The 15,574-nt window shown below is 65.8% G+C and carries 13 protein-coding genes; all 13 read left to right on the forward strand.

What is annotated here, in order from left to right; genetic code table 11:
* Window positions 1-211 precede the first annotated feature (211 nt).
* Complete coding sequence (gene dusB, locus IB261_RS26525; RefSeq protein WP_081515606.1) at window positions 212-1,219, forward strand: tRNA dihydrouridine synthase DusB; 1,008 nt, start codon at window positions 212-214, stop codon at window positions 1,217-1,219.
* The gene (gene fis, locus IB261_RS26530) at window positions 1,216-1,536 is read left to right on the forward strand and encodes a DNA-binding transcriptional regulator Fis (RefSeq protein WP_024766365.1); all 321 of its coding nucleotides are present in this window, start codon (window positions 1,216-1,218) and stop codon (window positions 1,534-1,536) included. Before dusB ends, fis begins: the two co-directional genes overlap by 4 nt.
* An 87-nt stretch (window positions 1,537-1,623) precedes the next feature.
* Complete coding sequence (gene purH / locus IB261_RS26535) at window positions 1,624-3,231, forward strand: bifunctional phosphoribosylaminoimidazolecarboxamide formyltransferase/IMP cyclohydrolase (protein ID WP_138214105.1); 1,608 nt, start codon at window positions 1,624-1,626, stop codon at window positions 3,229-3,231.
* Between the two features lie 218 nt (window positions 3,232-3,449).
* Entirely contained in the window at window positions 3,450-4,739 is a 1,290-nt protein-coding gene (gene purD, locus IB261_RS26540; RefSeq protein ID WP_081515604.1) for a phosphoribosylamine--glycine ligase, read from the forward strand.
* A 164-nt stretch (window positions 4,740-4,903) separates the two neighbouring features.
* Window positions 4,904-7,672 (forward strand): hybrid sensor histidine kinase/response regulator, encoded by a 2,769-nt coding sequence (locus IB261_RS26545; RefSeq protein WP_225594884.1) that lies wholly within the window; start codon window positions 4,904-4,906, stop codon window positions 7,670-7,672.
* Window positions 7,673-7,678: 6 nt separating this feature from the next.
* Window positions 7,679-8,023 (forward strand): hypothetical protein, encoded by a 345-nt coding sequence (locus IB261_RS26550; protein WP_192383762.1) that lies wholly within the window; start codon window positions 7,679-7,681, stop codon window positions 8,021-8,023.
* Window positions 8,024-8,124: 101 nt separating this feature from the next.
* A complete protein-coding gene (gene tspR, locus IB261_RS26555) occupies window positions 8,125-8,718 on the forward strand; it encodes a type III secretion system genes modulator TspR (RefSeq protein WP_081515602.1) in 594 nt (197 codons plus the stop codon).
* A gap of 236 nt (window positions 8,719-8,954) precedes the next feature.
* On the forward strand, window positions 8,955-10,223 hold the full coding sequence (gene urtA, locus IB261_RS26560; protein WP_081515601.1) for an urea ABC transporter substrate-binding protein: 1,269 nt from the start codon (window positions 8,955-8,957) through the stop codon (window positions 10,221-10,223).
* Window positions 10,224-10,465: 242 nt separating this feature from the next.
* Window positions 10,466-12,052 (forward strand): urea ABC transporter permease subunit UrtB, encoded by a 1,587-nt coding sequence (gene urtB / locus IB261_RS26565; RefSeq protein WP_192383761.1) that lies wholly within the window; start codon window positions 10,466-10,468, stop codon window positions 12,050-12,052.
* A complete protein-coding gene (gene urtC, locus IB261_RS26570; protein ID WP_151188459.1) occupies window positions 12,049-13,128 on the forward strand; it encodes an urea ABC transporter permease subunit UrtC in 1,080 nt (359 codons plus the stop codon). The genes urtB and urtC overlap by 4 nt, the downstream gene beginning before the upstream one ends.
* Complete coding sequence (gene urtD, locus IB261_RS26575; protein WP_151188460.1) at window positions 13,125-13,979, forward strand: urea ABC transporter ATP-binding protein UrtD; 855 nt, start codon at window positions 13,125-13,127, stop codon at window positions 13,977-13,979. The genes urtC and urtD overlap by 4 nt, the downstream gene beginning before the upstream one ends.
* 162 nt (window positions 13,980-14,141) lie before the next feature.
* Window positions 14,142-14,840, forward strand: coding sequence for an urea ABC transporter ATP-binding subunit UrtE (urtE, locus tag IB261_RS26580; RefSeq protein ID WP_138214099.1), 699 nt, complete (start codon window positions 14,142-14,144; stop codon window positions 14,838-14,840).
* Window positions 14,841-14,917: 77 nt separating this feature from the next.
* Window positions 14,918-15,370 carry a GNAT family N-acetyltransferase gene (locus tag IB261_RS26585; RefSeq protein ID WP_192383760.1) on the forward strand — a complete coding sequence of 151 codons (453 nt, stop codon included), beginning with the start codon at window positions 14,918-14,920 and terminating at the stop codon, window positions 15,368-15,370.
* Window positions 15,371-15,574: the final 204 nt, after the last annotated feature.

Consider the following 15,574-nt stretch of genomic DNA (forward strand, 5'->3'; position numbering starts at 1 on the left):
AGCTCAAAGCGCCTGAGAGCGCCAGTTCCGCTCGTCTTCCAACCTGGGGTACTAAGCCCGGGATTGTTCAGAATTTATCCAAAATCGCCTTTATCCGGTCATCGAGAGCGGGTATCATGCCCTCCCTTTTTTGCTAGCACCGGTGGCAGGCCCCGAAAGCACCCGCGAGTCTCGTAACGCGCGGCGCCTCGGTGTTCCCGCCCCATTGACCATGGAAAACCAGTCGGTGGTACGCATCGGCTCCTACACACTGCCCAACAGACTGATCCTGGCCCCGATGGCCGGCGTCACCGATCGTCCGTTCCGCCAGCTTTGTCGCCGCCTCGGCGCCGGCATGGTGGTATCGGAGATGGTCACCAGCGACGTCCGCCTGTGGAACAGCCGCAAGTCGCGCCTGCGCCTGCAGCACGACCACGAGGATCAACCACGTTCGGTGCAGATCGCCGGCGGCGACCCGCAGATGCTCGCGGAAGCCGCACGGTGCAACGTGGAGCTCGGCGCCCAGATCATCGACATCAACATGGGCTGTCCGGCGAAGAAGGTTTGCAACAAGGCCGCGGGTTCCGCGCTGATGAAGGATGAACGGCTGGTGGCCGACATCCTCGAGGCGGTGGTCGCGGCGGTAGAGGTTCCCGTCACCCTGAAGATTCGCACCGGTTGGGACCGGTCGAACAAGAACGGTGTGACGGTGGCGCGGATCGCCGAGCAGTCGGGCATCCAGGCGCTGGCGGTACACGGCAGGACCCGTGCCGACCTCTACACCGGCGAGGCGGAGTACGAAACCATCGCGGCGATCAAGCAGGCGGTTTCGATTCCGGTCTTCGCCAATGGTGATATCGATTCACCGCGCAAGGCACGGCAGGTGTTCGAGCAGACGGGCGTGGATGCCCTGCTGATCGGCCGCGCCGCCCAGGGCAATCCCTGGATCTTCCGCGAGATCGATCATTACCTGAGCACCGGCGAGCTGTTGCCGGCGCCGAGTCTGCACGAGGTACAGAGCATCCTGCTCGAGCACCTCGCTGCATTGCATGCGTTTTATGGGGAGGAAATGGGTGTGCGAATTGCCCGCAAGCATGTGGGCTGGTACCTCGCAACCCTACCGGGAGCGGCGGAGTTCCGTTCCCAGTTCAATCGTTTGCAGGACACGGATGCACAGAGCGCCAGCGTCAGGCAGTTCTTCGCCGAGCGCCACAATAACGGAGAAGGGGTGGCCGCATGACAACGATGACCGAGACATTAGTGAGTGGAATGACACCCGTGAGCGACAACGCCAACCTTAAACAGCACCTGACCACTCCGACGCAGGAGGGCCAGACCCTCCGCGACAGCGTGGAAAAGGCACTGCACAACTATTTCGCCCATCTCGAAGGGCAGCCGGTCACGGACGTATACAACATGGTGCTTTGCGAAGTCGAAGCGCCGCTGCTGGAAACCGTCATGAACCACGTGAAGGGTAACCAGACCAAAGCCTCCGAACTGCTGGGGCTGAACCGCGGGACCCTGCGCAAGAAACTCAAGCAGTACGATCTTCTCTGACAGGTGGCAGGCGCGGGCCCGCGACCTCGAGGTCAGCCGGGCCCGCGCCTGACACGCGAAAAGCCCGAAGCCTTTGTGGAAGCCGTTATGACCGACCAAACCACCCGCCTGCCCGTCCGCCGTGCGCTGATCAGCGTTTCCGACAAGACCGGCGTCGTCGATTTCGCCCGTGAGCTGGCAGCCCTTGGCGTGGAGATCCTTTCCACCGGCGGCACCTACAAGCTGCTCAAGGACAACGCCATCGCCGCCGTGGAAGTGGCCGACTACACCGGCTTCCCGGAAATGATGGACGGCCGCGTGAAGACCCTGCACCCGAAGATCCACGGTGGCATCCTCGGACGTCGTGACCTCGACGGCGCAGTGATGGAAGAGCACGGCATCAAGCCGATCGACCTGGTGGCGGTCAACCTGTACCCGTTCGAAGCGACCGTGGCCAAGGCCGACTGCGACCTGCCGACCGCCATCGAGAACATCGACATCGGCGGCCCGACCATGGTCCGCAGCGCGGCGAAGAACCACAAAGACGTTGCCATCGTGGTCAACGCCGGTGACTACGCCAGCATCGTCGGCGCCCTGAAGGCCGGTGGCCTGACCTACGCCCAGCGCTTCGACCTGGCCCTGAAGGCCTTCGAGCACACTTCGGCCTACGACGGCATGATCGCCAACTACCTGGGCACCATCGACCAGGCGCGCGACACCCTGTCCACCGAAGACCGCGGCGCCTTCCCGCGCACCTTCAACAGCCAGTTCATCAAGGCGCAGGAAATGCGCTACGGCGAGAACCCGCACCAGAGCGCGGCCTTCTACGTCGAGGCGAAGAAGGGCGAAGCCAGCGTCTCCACCGCCATCCAGCTGCAGGGCAAGGAACTGTCGTTCAACAACGTGGCCGACACCGACGCCGCGCTGGAGTGCGTGAAGAGCTTCGTCAAGCCGGCCTGCGTCATCGTCAAGCACGCCAACCCGTGCGGCGTGGCCGTGGTTCCGGAAAATGAAGGCGGCATCCGCAAGGCCTACGACCTGGCCTACGCCACCGATACCGAGTCGGCCTTCGGCGGCATCATCGCCTTCAACCGCGAGCTGGACGGCGAGACCGCCCAGGCCATCGTCGAGCGCCAGTTCGTCGAAGTCATCATCGCCCCGAAAATCTCCGAAGCTGCCCGTGCCGTGGTCGCTGCCAAGGCCAACGTGCGCCTGCTGGAGTGCGGCGAGTGGCCGGCCGAGCGTGCGCCGGGCTGGGACTTCAAGCGCGTCAACGGCGGCCTGCTGGTACAGAGCCGCGACATCGGCATGATCACCGCCGATGACCTGAAGATCGTCACCCAGCGCGCCCCCAGCGAGCAGGAAATCCACGACCTGATCTTCGCCTGGAAAGTCGCCAAGTTCGTGAAATCCAACGCCATCGTCTACGCCAAGGCGCGCCAGACCGTCGGCGTCGGCGCCGGCCAGATGAGCCGCGTGAACTCCGCCCGCATCGCCGCCATCAAGGCCGAGCATGCCGGCCTGGAAGTGAAGGGGGCGGTCATGGCTTCCGACGCCTTCTTCCCGTTCCGCGACGGCATCGACAACGCTGCCAAGGCCGGTATCACCGCGGTGATCCAGCCGGGTGGTTCGATGCGCGACAACGAGGTGATCGCCGCCGCTGACGAAGCCGGCATTGCAATGGTCTTCACCGGCATGCGCCACTTTAGGCATTAACCGGGACGGCCGCACTGTAGCGGCCGTCTGCTGCGTTGCGGACGACTTCGCCAATGCTCATTGCCAATAGGCAACTCCGCTTGTCGAAGCCGTCCGCGCCTTGCATCCAGCCACTCCATTGCGCCCTCGCACAGGCTGGAAAAAAGCTCTCGTAGGTTGGGTGGAGCGAAGCGATACCCAACAATCCGGCAAAGCCGGAACTGTTCAGGAGAACTCCAATGAACGTACTCATCATCGGCAGCGGCGGTCGCGAGCACGCGCTGGCCTGGAAGGTCGCGCAGGATTCGCGCGTGCAGAAGGTCTTCGTCGCGCCGGGCAACGCCGGCACCGCCACTGAGGCCAAGTGCGAGAACGTCGCCATCGACGTGCTGGCCCTGGAAGAACTGGCCGATTTCGCAGCGAAGAACGTGCAGCTGACCATCGTCGGCCCCGAGGCGCCGCTGGTCAAAGGCGTGGTGGACCTGTTCCGCTCGCGCGGCCTGGACATCTTCGGCCCCACCGCCGGCGCTGCCCAGCTGGAAGGTTCCAAGGCCTTCACCAAGGACTTCCTCGCACGCCACCAGATCCCCACCGCCGACTACCAGAACTTCACCGAAGTCGAGCCGGCGCTGGCCTATCTGAAAGAGAAAGGCGCGCCCATCGTGATCAAGGCCGACGGCCTGGCCGCGGGCAAGGGCGTGATCGTCGCCATGACCCTGGCCGAAGCCGAGGAAGCAGTGCGCGATATGCTCGCCGGCAACGCCTTCGGTGACGCCGGATCGCGCGTGGTGATCGAAGAGTTCCTCGACGGCGAGGAAGCCAGCTTCATCGTCATGGTCGACGGCCAGAACGTGCTGCCCATGGCCACCAGCCAGGACCACAAGCGCGTCGGCGACGGCGACACCGGCCCGAACACCGGCGGCATGGGTGCCTACTCCCCCGCTCCGGTGGTAACTGCCGACGTGCACCAGCGCGTGATGGACGAAGTGATCTACCCGACCGTGCGCGGCATGGCCGAGGAAGGCAACGTCTACACCGGCTTCCTCTACGCCGGCCTGATGATCGACAAGAGCGGCAAGCCCAAGGTCATCGAGTTCAACTGCCGCTTCGGCGATCCGGAAACCCAGCCGATCATGGTCCGCCTGGAATCGTCCCTGGTCCTGCTGGTCGAGGCCGCCCTGGCCAAGGCGCTGGACAAGGTCGAAGCCACCTGGGACCCGCGTCCCACCGTAGGCGTGGTGATCGCCGCCGGCGGCTACCCGGGCGACTACGCCAAGGGTGACGCTATCTTCGGCCTGGACGATGCCGCCCAGCTCGACGGCAAGGTCTTCCACGCCGGCACCGCGCTCAAGGACGGCCAGATCGTCACCGCCGGCGGCCGCGTACTGTGCGCCACTGCCATCGGCCCGACCGTCTCCTCGGCCCAGGAACAGGCTTACCGTCTGGCCGAGAAGGTCCGCTGGAACGGCAGCTTCTACCGCAAGGACATCGGTTATCGCGCCATCGCCCGCGAGCGCGGCGAGGGCTGATCCGACGGGTGGAGGCGTCCCCCGTCGGACGCCTCCTCCACACCGGTCCCGGCGTGCACGGGTGGATTACGGCCTTCAGCACACTTGGCTATAATCCGCCCACTCACTACCGAAGGGACTTCGCCGTGCGTCGGCTCTGGACTGCCACAGGACTCCTCGTCAGCTTGCTGCTGGCCGCTCTGGTCTGTCTTCCGACCTATGCGGCAAGCCAGGAACCCGGCTGGTCCCAGCTCCACGACAGTGACGCCCGCCTGCAGCTGCAGGACGTGATCTCCCCGCGCTACCGCACCCTCTTCAGCCCCCTCGACATCAGCGACCTGCACGCCCCCGCCGGCCCCGGCGCGACCTGGCTGCACTTCCGCCTGCCCGCCAACGACGAGCCCCAGCAGCTGCGCCTGTTCGCGCCGAGCCTGGACAGCTTCGAGATGTTCATCCTCGACGGGCAGAAAGTCCTCGAACAGAAGAGCGCCGGCAACCTCTCCCCGGTGCAGCGCCCCCTGCTCAACAGTGATCTGGTGATCCCCCTGCGCACCGCCGCCGAGCCGCTGGATCTCTACCTGCGCCTCGCCTCGACTCTGCCGCTGCGCCCGAACATCAGCATCGAGGCCGCCGGCCAGCCGAGCAACGACCAGCGCCCGCTGCACTTCGGCGTGCTGATCGGCTGCCTGGCCATGCTGCTGCTCTACAACCTCGTGCGCTTCGCCTACACCCGCGTCGCCAGCGGCCTGTGGCTGGCCGGCGTGCATGCGAGCCTGCTGCTGGCCTGCCTCAACCTGTTCGGCCTGCTCAGCCCCTGGTACGGCAACAGCCAGTCGCTGCAGCCGATGATTGCGCTGGGTTGCCTGGTGGTGACGCTGATCTGCGGTCTTGGCTACACCGCCAGCTTCTTCCGTGACCTCACCCCGCGCCTGCCGCTCAAGCGCCTGCTGCTGGGTGGCACCGCCGGGCTGGTGGTGCTGTGCGTGGCGCTCAACCTGGTACTCGACCTGTCCATCAGCAGCCTGGTCTATGGGCTGATCACCCTGGTGACCCTGAGCATTCTCGGCGTGGCGGTCTACTACTGGATTCACGCTTACCGCCCGGCGCGCCTGTTCGCCATCGGCATGGGCCTCTTCGTGGTGGTCTGGTGCCTGAGCCTGCCGTCGCTGCTGGGCTACGTGGCGACCCGGGCAGAATGGCTCGGCAGCGGCCTGCTCGGCCTCTCGGCAGTGGTCGGCTTCCTGCTCAGTCTGGCGCTCGCCGAGCGCCAGCGGAAAATCCAGAACGACCAGTTCGCCGCCAGCCGCCAGCGCGCCGCCAACGTCGCCGAGCTGAAGGCCAAGGGCGACTTCCTGGCCAAGATCAGCCACGAGATCCGCACCCCCATGAACGGCGTGTTGGGCATGACCGAGCTGCTGCTCGGCACCCCGCTCTCGGCCAAGCAGCGCGACTATGTGCAGACCATCCACAGCGCGGGCAACGAGCTGCTCTCGCTGATCAACGAGATTCTCGACATCTCCAAGCTGGAGTCCGGGCAGATCGAGCTGGACGAGGTGCAGTTCGACCTCGGCGCGCTGATCGAGGATTGCCTGGCGATCTTCCGTGCCAAGGCTGAGCAGCAGAAGGTCGAGCTGATCAGCTTCACCCAGCCGCAGGTGCCACGCATCGTCAGCGGCGACCCGACGCGCCTCCGCCAGGCCGTGCTGAGCCTGCTGGACAACGCCTTCAAGCAGACCGACGAGGGCGAGATTCTCCTCGTCGTCGCCCTCGACGGCCCGCCCGAGCGTCCGCGCCTGCGCATCGCCGTGCAGGACAGCGGCCGTCCGCTGGACAGCGCCGACCGCCAGGCCCTGCTTACCGCCGAACTGCACAGCCGCGACTTCCTCTCCGCCACCCGCATCAGCAGCCGCCTCGGCCTGATCATTGCGCGCCAGCTGATCCGCCTGATGTCGGGGGAGTTTGGAATAGAGAGCGGCATCGAGAGTGGCCACAGCGCCGAAGGCGCAGGCAACCTGCTGTGGCTCAGCCTGCCGCTGGACCCGCAGCAGATCGACCAGGCTGGCGCCGACCTCGACAGCCCGCTGCAGGGCGCGCGCCTGCTGGTGGTGGACGACAACCAGACCTGCCGCAAGGTGGTGGTGCAGCAATGCAGCGCCTGGGGCATGAACGTCAGCGCGGTGTCTTCGGGCAAGGAAGCGCTGGCCCAGCTGCGCACCAAGGCGCACCTGCGCGAATACTTCGACGTGGTCCTGCTGGACCAGGACATGCCCGGCATGACCGGCATGCAGCTGGCGACCAAGATCCAGGAAGACCCGAACCTCAACCACGACATCCTGCTGATCATGCTCACCGGCATCAGCAACGCGCCGAGCAAGATCATCGCGCGCAACGCCGGGATCAAGCGCATCCTCGCCAAGCCGGTGGCCGGCTACACGCTCAAGGCGACCCTCGCCGAGGAACTCTCCCGCCGTGGCCCGAGCGGCGTGAGCAACTACCTTTCGCCAGCCAGCGAGCCGGCTTCAAACGTGCCGCCCAGCGACTTCCGCATCCTCGTCGCCGAGGACAACAGCATCTCCACCAAGGTCATCCGCGGCATGCTGAGCAAGCTCAACCTGCAGCCCGATACCGCCAGCAACGGCGAGGAAGCCCTCGCCGCGATGAAGTCCACCCAGTACGACCTGGTGCTGATGGACTGCGAAATGCCGGTGCTCGACGGCTTCTCCGCCACCGAGCGCCTGCGCGCCTGGGAGGCCAGCGAACACCGACCGCACACCCCGGTGGTGGCGCTCACCGCGCACATCCTCAGCGAACACAAGGAACGCGCGCGACTGGTCGGCATGGACGGCCACATGGCCAAGCCGGTGGAGTTGTCGCAACTGCGCGAACTGGTGGCCTACTGGGTCGGCGAACGCGAGCGCCGCCTGCGCCAGCAGAGCGACGCGCTGCCTTCCTGATTCCTGATGAGCGATCCGGACGGCACCAACTCCATGGGCGAAAAGCAACACGCCGAGTACATCGACGACGTCATGATCGACTTCAGTCAGAGCAGCTACTGGCGAATAAAACTGTTCCAGGCGCAGTACGGCGAGCAATTCCTCATCAGCAACGAATCCGCAGAAACGCTACCTGAGCCTCTTCGGGAAGCCTTTCGTAAACACAATCTGCGGTACTACGTATCCAAAGTGGCAGACTGCCCTGACACGTTTCTTGAAGGGTCCGTCATATTCAAGTTCGAAGCATCGGAGCATCCGGCCCTGGTCCGCTACTCCGGCAACTTCCAGACTCGCTCCGATATCCTGCACTGACGCAAACCCGTTCTGGCATTTGCCCCGCCGCAATGCCACCCGCCGCCCCACCCGCTATGCTTTGCCCTGCCGCGCCCTCTCAATCCGGACGAGTCGTTCCCATGCAAGTGATGTTCAGCGTGTACCTGAAGATGCTGGTGCTCTACAGCCCCTTCTTCGTCCTGTCCTGCTTCATCAGCCTCAACCGCGGCTTCGCCCCGCGCGACCGCAAGCGCATGGCCTGGCGCGTGGCCCTGGCGGCGCTGATCGCCAGCGTGCTGCTGTACCTGTTCGGGCGCTACATCTTCACCCTGTTCGGCATCACCGCCGACGCCTTCCGCATCGGCGCGGGCAGCGTGCTGTTCATCTCTGCGCTGGGCATGGCCCAGGGGCGCTCGGCTGTGCAGGCGGACAACGTGCAGCAGGACGTCACCATCGTCCCGCTGACCATCCCCATCACCGTCGGCCCCGGCACCATCGGTGCGCTGCTGGTGATGGGTGTGAACCAGGACTGGGAGCACAAGCTTTCGGCCCTGGCGGCAATCTTCCTCGCCTGCCTGACCGTCGGCGTCACGCTCTACCTCTCGGACAAGATCGAGAAAGTCCTCGGCGAACAGGGCCTGATGATCGTCAGTCGCCTGATGGGGCTGTTCGTCTGCGCCCTTGCCGCGCAGATCATCATGACCGGCGTGCGCGGCTACTTCCTCCCGCAATGACGCGCTCCTTTGGGGAGCGCCGCGCACCAAAGGGCGTTCGGCGCACCAAAGCTGCGCACTGAAAAACCTCACCATTACGACAGAAAATCGCGTGCAGCCCATCTGCGCCAAGGCTTTTGCCTGTTTGGCACGGATGCTGCGATGGCAGCTTCGATCCCGCGCGGGATCGCCCCATTTCCGGGGAAGCTGCCGCACCGGCAACTCCCCGCCCCTGGATAGCCAAGGAGGCTGCCGCGATGAAACGTCGTCCGCTGTTGAAAAGTACGCTGGCCATGAGCGCCCTGCTGCTCACCGGTCTGTTCCCGTTCAGCTCCCAGGCCGCCGAGACCATCAAGGTCGGCATCCTGCACTCGCTGTCCGGCACCATGGCGATCTCCGAGACCTCGCTCAAGGACATGGCGCTGATGACCATCGACGAGATCAACGCCAAGGGCGGGGTGAACGGCAAGAAGCTCGAAGCGGTGGTGGTCGACCCGGCCTCGAACTGGCCGCTGTTCGCCGAGAAGGCGCGCCAGCTGCTGACCCAGGACAAGGTCGCGGTAGTCTTCGGCTGCTGGACCAGCGTGTCGCGCAAATCTGTGCTGCCGGTGTTCGAGGAGCTCAATGGCCTGCTGTTCTACCCGGTGCAGTACGAGGGTGAGGAAATGTCGCCCAACGTCTTCTACACCGGTGCTGCGCCGAACCAGCAGGCCATCCCGGCGGTGGAATACCTGATGAGCGAGGACGGCGGCGCCGCCAAGCGCTTCTTCCTGCTGGGCACCGACTACGTCTACCCGCGCACCACCAACAAGATCCTGCGCGCCTTCCTGCACAGCAAGGGCGTGGCCGACAAGGACATCCAGGAGGTCTACACGCCGTTCGGCCACAGCGACTATCAAACCATCGTCGCCGACATCAAGAAGTTCTCCGCCGGCGGCAAGACCGCGGTGATCTCCACCGTCAACGGCGACTCCAACGTGCCGTTCTACAAGGAGCTGGCCAACCAGGGCCTGGAAGCCACCGAAGTGCCGGTGGTGGCCTTCTCCGTGGGCGAGGAGGAACTGCGCGGCATCGATACCAAGCCGCTGGTGGGCAACCTTGCCGCGTGGAACTACTTCGAATCGGTGAAGAACCCGGAGAACAGCAAGTTCGTCGCTGACTGGAAGGCCTACGCCAAGGCCAAGAACCTGCCCAACTACAGCACCGCCGTGACCAACGACCCGATGGAGGCCACCTACGTCGGCATCCACATGTGGGCGCAGGCCGTGCAGAAAGCCGGCAGCACCGATGTCGACAAGGTCCGCGAGGCCATGGGCGGGCAGACCTTCAAGGCGCCGTCGGGCTTCACCCTGACCATGGACAAGACCAACCACCACCTGCACAAGCCGGTGATGATCGGCGAGATCGAGGACAACGGTCAGTTCAACGTGGTCTGGAAGACCCCCGAGCCAATCCGCGCCCAGCCGTGGAGCCCGTTCATTCCGGGCAACGACAAGAAGCCGGATTACGCGGTGCGCAGTAACTGATCCGGAGCGGGCCCAGAGCCCCTCTCCCTAACCCTCTCCCTGAAGGGAGAGGGGACCGTATGGCGCAAGATCAAGCCCAGGCGTCAGCCGGCTCGGACAGTTATCTCCCTGATGGGAGAAAAGCAGTCAGACGCAGGATGAGGCCAGAAGTATCTGGCGGCACGGACAGCGCCCTCTCCCTTCAGGGAGAGGGCTGGGGAGAGGGGACATTAGCCCACACCCGCCTCTCAGGGAAAACCGCCATGCCCACTGCCTTGCTCCACCTGCTCCGCCTCTGCGCCATGACGCTAGTCGCGCTGCTGCCGCAGCTCGCCTTCGCCGGCCCCGCGCAGGATTTTGCCAGCGCCGACAACGACGCCCGCGCCAGACTGCTCGAACAATGGGCCGCCGCGCCTGATGCCGATCGCCTGCCGTTGCTGGAAGCTATCCAGTCCGGCCGTCTCGCCGTCGATGCGCAGGGCCGTGCCTTCCTCCTCGGTGACGCAGGGCAATACCAGCCCGCGGATGGCGGCGCCGCGCCGGTCGGCGAGCCTGACAAGCTGCGCCTGAACAACCGCCTGCGCGGCCTGGTGAACACCGCCATGGCCAGCCACCAGTTGGTCGCCGACAGCGTCGAAGTGCGTCTTGAGGCCGCCCGCCAGTTGCAGAAGAGCGCCCGCCCGGCGCAACGCACGCTGCTCGAATATCGCCTCAACGAAGAATCCGACGACGGCGTAAAAGCCGCCCTGCAACTGGCCCTGGCCAACCTGCAGCTGGCCGACCCGGCTCCGGCGGTACGCCTCTCCGCCGTGCGCCTGCTGGGCGAGTCCGGCGACCCGCAGGCACGCACCCGCCTGGAGAATCTGCTCGACCCCGCCGTCGAACCCGACGACTCGGTGCGCACCGCCGCCGCCACCAGCCTCGGCCAGGTCAAGCGCCGGCTGCTGATGGGCGACCTGTTCGGCCAGGCCTTCAGCGGCCTGTCGCTGGGCTCGATCCTGCTGCTCGCCGCCCTCGGCCTGGCGATCACCTACGGCCTGCTCGGGGTGATCAACATGGCCCACGGCGAGATGCTGATGCTCGGCGCCTACTCCACCTATGTGGTGCAACTGCTCTGCCAGCGCTACGCGCCCGGCCTGCTGGAGCTGTACCCGCTGCTCGCCCTGCCGGTGGCCTTCCTGGTCACCGCGTGCATCGGCATGGCGCTGGAGCGCACGGTGATCCGCCATCTCTATGGGCGCCCGCTGGAAACCCTGCTCGCCACCTGGGGCATCAGCCTGGTGCTGATCCAATTGGTGCGCGTGCTGTTCGGCGCGCAGAACGTCGAGGTGGCCAACCCGGCGTGGCTGTCCGGCGGCATCCAGGTGCTGCCCAACCTCGTGCTGCCGTGGAACCGTATCGTCATCATCGGCTTCGCACTGTTCGTGCTGGCACTCACCTGGCTGCTGCTCAACCGTACACGGCTGGGCCTGAACGTCCGCGCCGTCACCCAGAACCGCAACATGGCCGCCTGCTGCGGCGTGCCCACCGGCCGCGTGGACATGCTCGCCTTCGGCCTCGGCTCGGGCATCGCCGGCCTCGGTGGCGTGGCGCTGTCGCAGGTTGGCAACGTCGGCCCGGACCTGGGCCAGAGCTACATCATCGACTCCTTCCTGGTGGTGGTGCTCGGCGGTGTCGGCCAGCTCGCCGGCAGCGTGTTCGCCGCCTTCGGCCTGGGCGTGGCGAACAAGATCCTCGAACCGCAGATCGGCGCGGTGCTGGGCAAGATCCTGATCCTCGCGCTGATCATCCTGTTCATCCAGAAACGTCCGCAGGGGCTCTTCGCTCTGAAAGGGAGGGTCATCGATTGAACCAGCCACTCACCGTGACGGCCGCGCAGAAGGCCGGCCCGAAACTCACCGCCGGGCTCGTCGGCGCCGCCCTCGTCGTGCTGCTGATCCTGCCGCTGCTGCACCTGCTGCCGGAGAACCACGCGCTGCACCTCTCCGCCTACGGGCTGACGCTCACCGGCAAGATCCTCTGCTACGCCATAGTCGCGCTGGCGCTGGACCTGGTCTGGGGCTACGCCGGCCTGTTGTCGCTGGGCCACGGGCTGTTCTTCGCCCTCGGCGGCTACGCCATGGGCATGTATCTGATGCGCGAGGCGGCCGGCGACCAGTTGCCGGCGTTCATGACCTTCCTCTCCTGGACGGAGCTGCCCTGGTACTGGGCCGGCACCCAGCACTTCCTCTGGGCGCTGTGCCTGGTGGTGCTGGCGCCGGGCCTGCTGGCGCTGGTGTTCGGCTTCTTCGCCTTCCGCTCGCGGATCAAGGGCGTGTACTTCTCGATCATGACCCAGGCGCTGACCTTCGCCGGCATGCTGCTGTTCTTCCGCAACGAGACGGGCTTCGGCGGCAACAACGGCTTCACCAACTTCCGCAGCATCCTGGGCTTTCCGATCACCGCGCCGGGCACCCGCGCGGCGCTGTTCATCGCCATCGTCCTGCTGCTGGCGGCGAGCCTGGCCATCGGCTTCGCCCTGGCGCGCAGCAAGTTCGGCCGGGTGCTCACCGCCCTGCGCGACGCCGAGAACCGCCTGATGTTCTGCGGCTACGACCCGCGCGGCTACAAGCTCTTCGTCTGGACCCTGAGCGCCGTGCTCTGCGGTCTCGCCGGCGCGTTGTTCGTGCCGCTGGTGGGGATAATCAACCCCAGCGAAATGTCGCCGACCAACTCCATCGAGGCCGCCGTCTGGGTCGCCCTCGGCGGGCGCGGCACGCTGATCGGCCCGCTGCTCGGCGCAGGCGTGGTGAACGGCGCGAAGAGCTGGTTCACGGTGGCCTTCCCCGAGTACTGGCTGTTCTTCCTCGGCGCGCTGTTCATCATCGTCACCCTGTACCTGCCGCGCGGCATCCTCGGCCTGATCAAGCGGGAGAAAGAGCAATGAGAGCGGTCCCCCACCTGATGCTGGAACCGGCCTACGATCCCAACCGCGACCCGGGCGCCAGCCGCGATGCCATCGGCATCGGCTCGAGCGCCAGCGGCCAGCTGGACGTGCGCCACGGCACCATCCTCACCCTGGAAGACATCAACGTCAGCTTCGACGGCTTCCGCGCCCTGCGCGACCTCACGCTGTACATCGGCGTCGGCGAGCTGCGCTGCATCATCGGCCCCAACGGCGCGGGCAAGACCACGCTGATGGACGTCATCACCGGCAAGACCCGTCCGGACAACGGCAAGGCCTACTTCGGCGAAACCCTCGACCTCACCCGCATGAGCGAGGTGGAGATCGCCCAGGCCGGCATCGGTCGCAAGTTCCAGAAGCCCACGGTGTTCGAGGCGCTCTCGGTGTTCGAGAACCTGGAGCTCGCGCAGAAGACCGACAAGTCGGTGTGGGCCAGCCTGCGGGCGAAGCTCTCCGGCGAGCAGAAGGACCGCATCGAGCAAGTGCTCACCACCATCCGCCTGCGCGAGTCGCGTAACCGCCCCGCCGGGCTGCTCTCCCACGGGCAGAAGCAGTTCCTGGAGATCGGCATGCTGCTGGTGCAGGAGCCGCAACTGTTGCTGCTGGACGAGCCGGTGGCCGGCATGACCGACGCCGAGACCGAGTTCACCGCTGAGCTGTTCAAGTCCCTCGCCGGCCAGCACTCGCTGATGGTGGTGGAGCACGACATGGGCTTCGTCGGCAGCATCGCCGACCACGTCAGCGTGCTGCACCAGGGACACGTGCTGGCCGAGGGTTCGCTGGAGGAAGTGCAGGCGAACGAGCAGGTCATAGAGGTCTATCTCGGCCGCTGACGTTCACTCCACAGCATGGGTATCGCTGCGCTCCACCCATCCTACGCACGCATTTCGCCGGGAGGCACGGCGTAGGTTGGCGTGGAGCGAAGCGATACCCAACAGCGCTCGAGGCACGGCAGCCGTAAAGGCATATCAAGACTCTCCACAGGGGCAACTCCCATGCTGCAAGTCGACAAACTGCACCAGTACTACGGCGGCAGCCACATCCTGCGTGGCCTGTCGTTCGACGCGAAGATCGGCGAGGTCACCTGCCTGCTCGGGCGCAACGGCGTGGGCAAGACCACCCTGCTGCGCTGCCTGATGGGCCTGGTGCCGGCCAAGGACGGCAAGGTCAGCTGGGAGGGCAAGCCGATCACCGGTTTCAAGCCGCACCAGCGCGTGCATGCCGGCATCGCCTACGTGCCACAGGGGCGGGAAATCTTTCCGCGCCTGACGGTGGAGGAAAACCTGCTGATGGGCCTGTCGCGCTTCAGCGCCGGCGAAGCCAAGGCCGTGCCGGAGTTCATCTACGAGTTGTTCCCGGTGCTGCGGGAGATGAAGCAGCGTCGCGGCGGCGATCTTTCCGGCGGCCAGCAGCAACAGCTCGCCATCGGCCGCGCGCTGGCCAGCCGGCCGCGCCTGCTGATCCTCGACGAGCCCACCGAAGGCATCCAGCCCTCGGTGATCAAGGAGATCGGCGCGGTGATCCGCAAGCTCGCCGAACGGGGCGACATGGCCATCCTGCTGGTGGAACAGTTCTACGATTTCGCCGCCGAACTGGCCGACCAGTACCTGGTGATGTCCCGTGGCGAGATCGTCCAGCAGGGCCGTGGCGCAGACATGGAAAGCGACGGCGTGCGCGGGTTGGTGACCATCTGAGACGACCTGTCACTGGCGGATGACGGCGGCGGGTGGCAAGCTGCCAGGCCCCGTATTCGTTTTTCCTGGAGCCTGCCATGCCGATCACCCTGCGCCCCGCCGTCAACGACGACGCCGGATTCGCCGCGGTCTGCGTGGCGGCGGCCTACGCCCAGTGGATTCCCAAGCTGGGTCGCAAGCCTGGGCCGATGCTCGACGACTACCACGCGGTGATCGCCGAGGACCGCGTGCTGATCGCCGAACAGGACGGCGCACCGGTCGGCCTGCTGGTGATGCGCGAGACCGACGAGGGCTTCCTGCTCGACAACATCGCCGTGCTGCCCGAGTGCGCGGGCCAAGGTGTCGGCCGCGTGCTGCTGGTGCATGCCGAAGAGGCCGCCGTGCAATTGGGCTACCAGTCGCTGTACCTCTACACCAACGAGCGCATGGTGGAGAACATCGAGCTGTACGCGAAGAACGGCTACCAGGAATACGCGCGCCGGCTGGAGAACGGCTTCCGCCGCGTGTACATGCGCAAGCAGCTGCGCTGAGCGGCCCCACGGCCTGGCGGTCCTACAGAGAAACTCCGCACCAATGCGGTGCGCAGAATTCCGTGATGCACCGCAACTGCACTCATATCTGACCGATCGGACAATCGTCTCGACCTTCGTCGAACCCGCGCCGACGCTGTCTTGTCGCACGTCTGAAGAGCACCACGCACTATCCTGGCGCATCCCGGCACGCTGATTGCTCTG

The organism is Pseudomonas sp. PDM20 (assembly GCF_014852575.3).
Lineage (GTDB): Bacteria > Pseudomonadota > Gammaproteobacteria > Pseudomonadales > Pseudomonadaceae > Pseudomonas.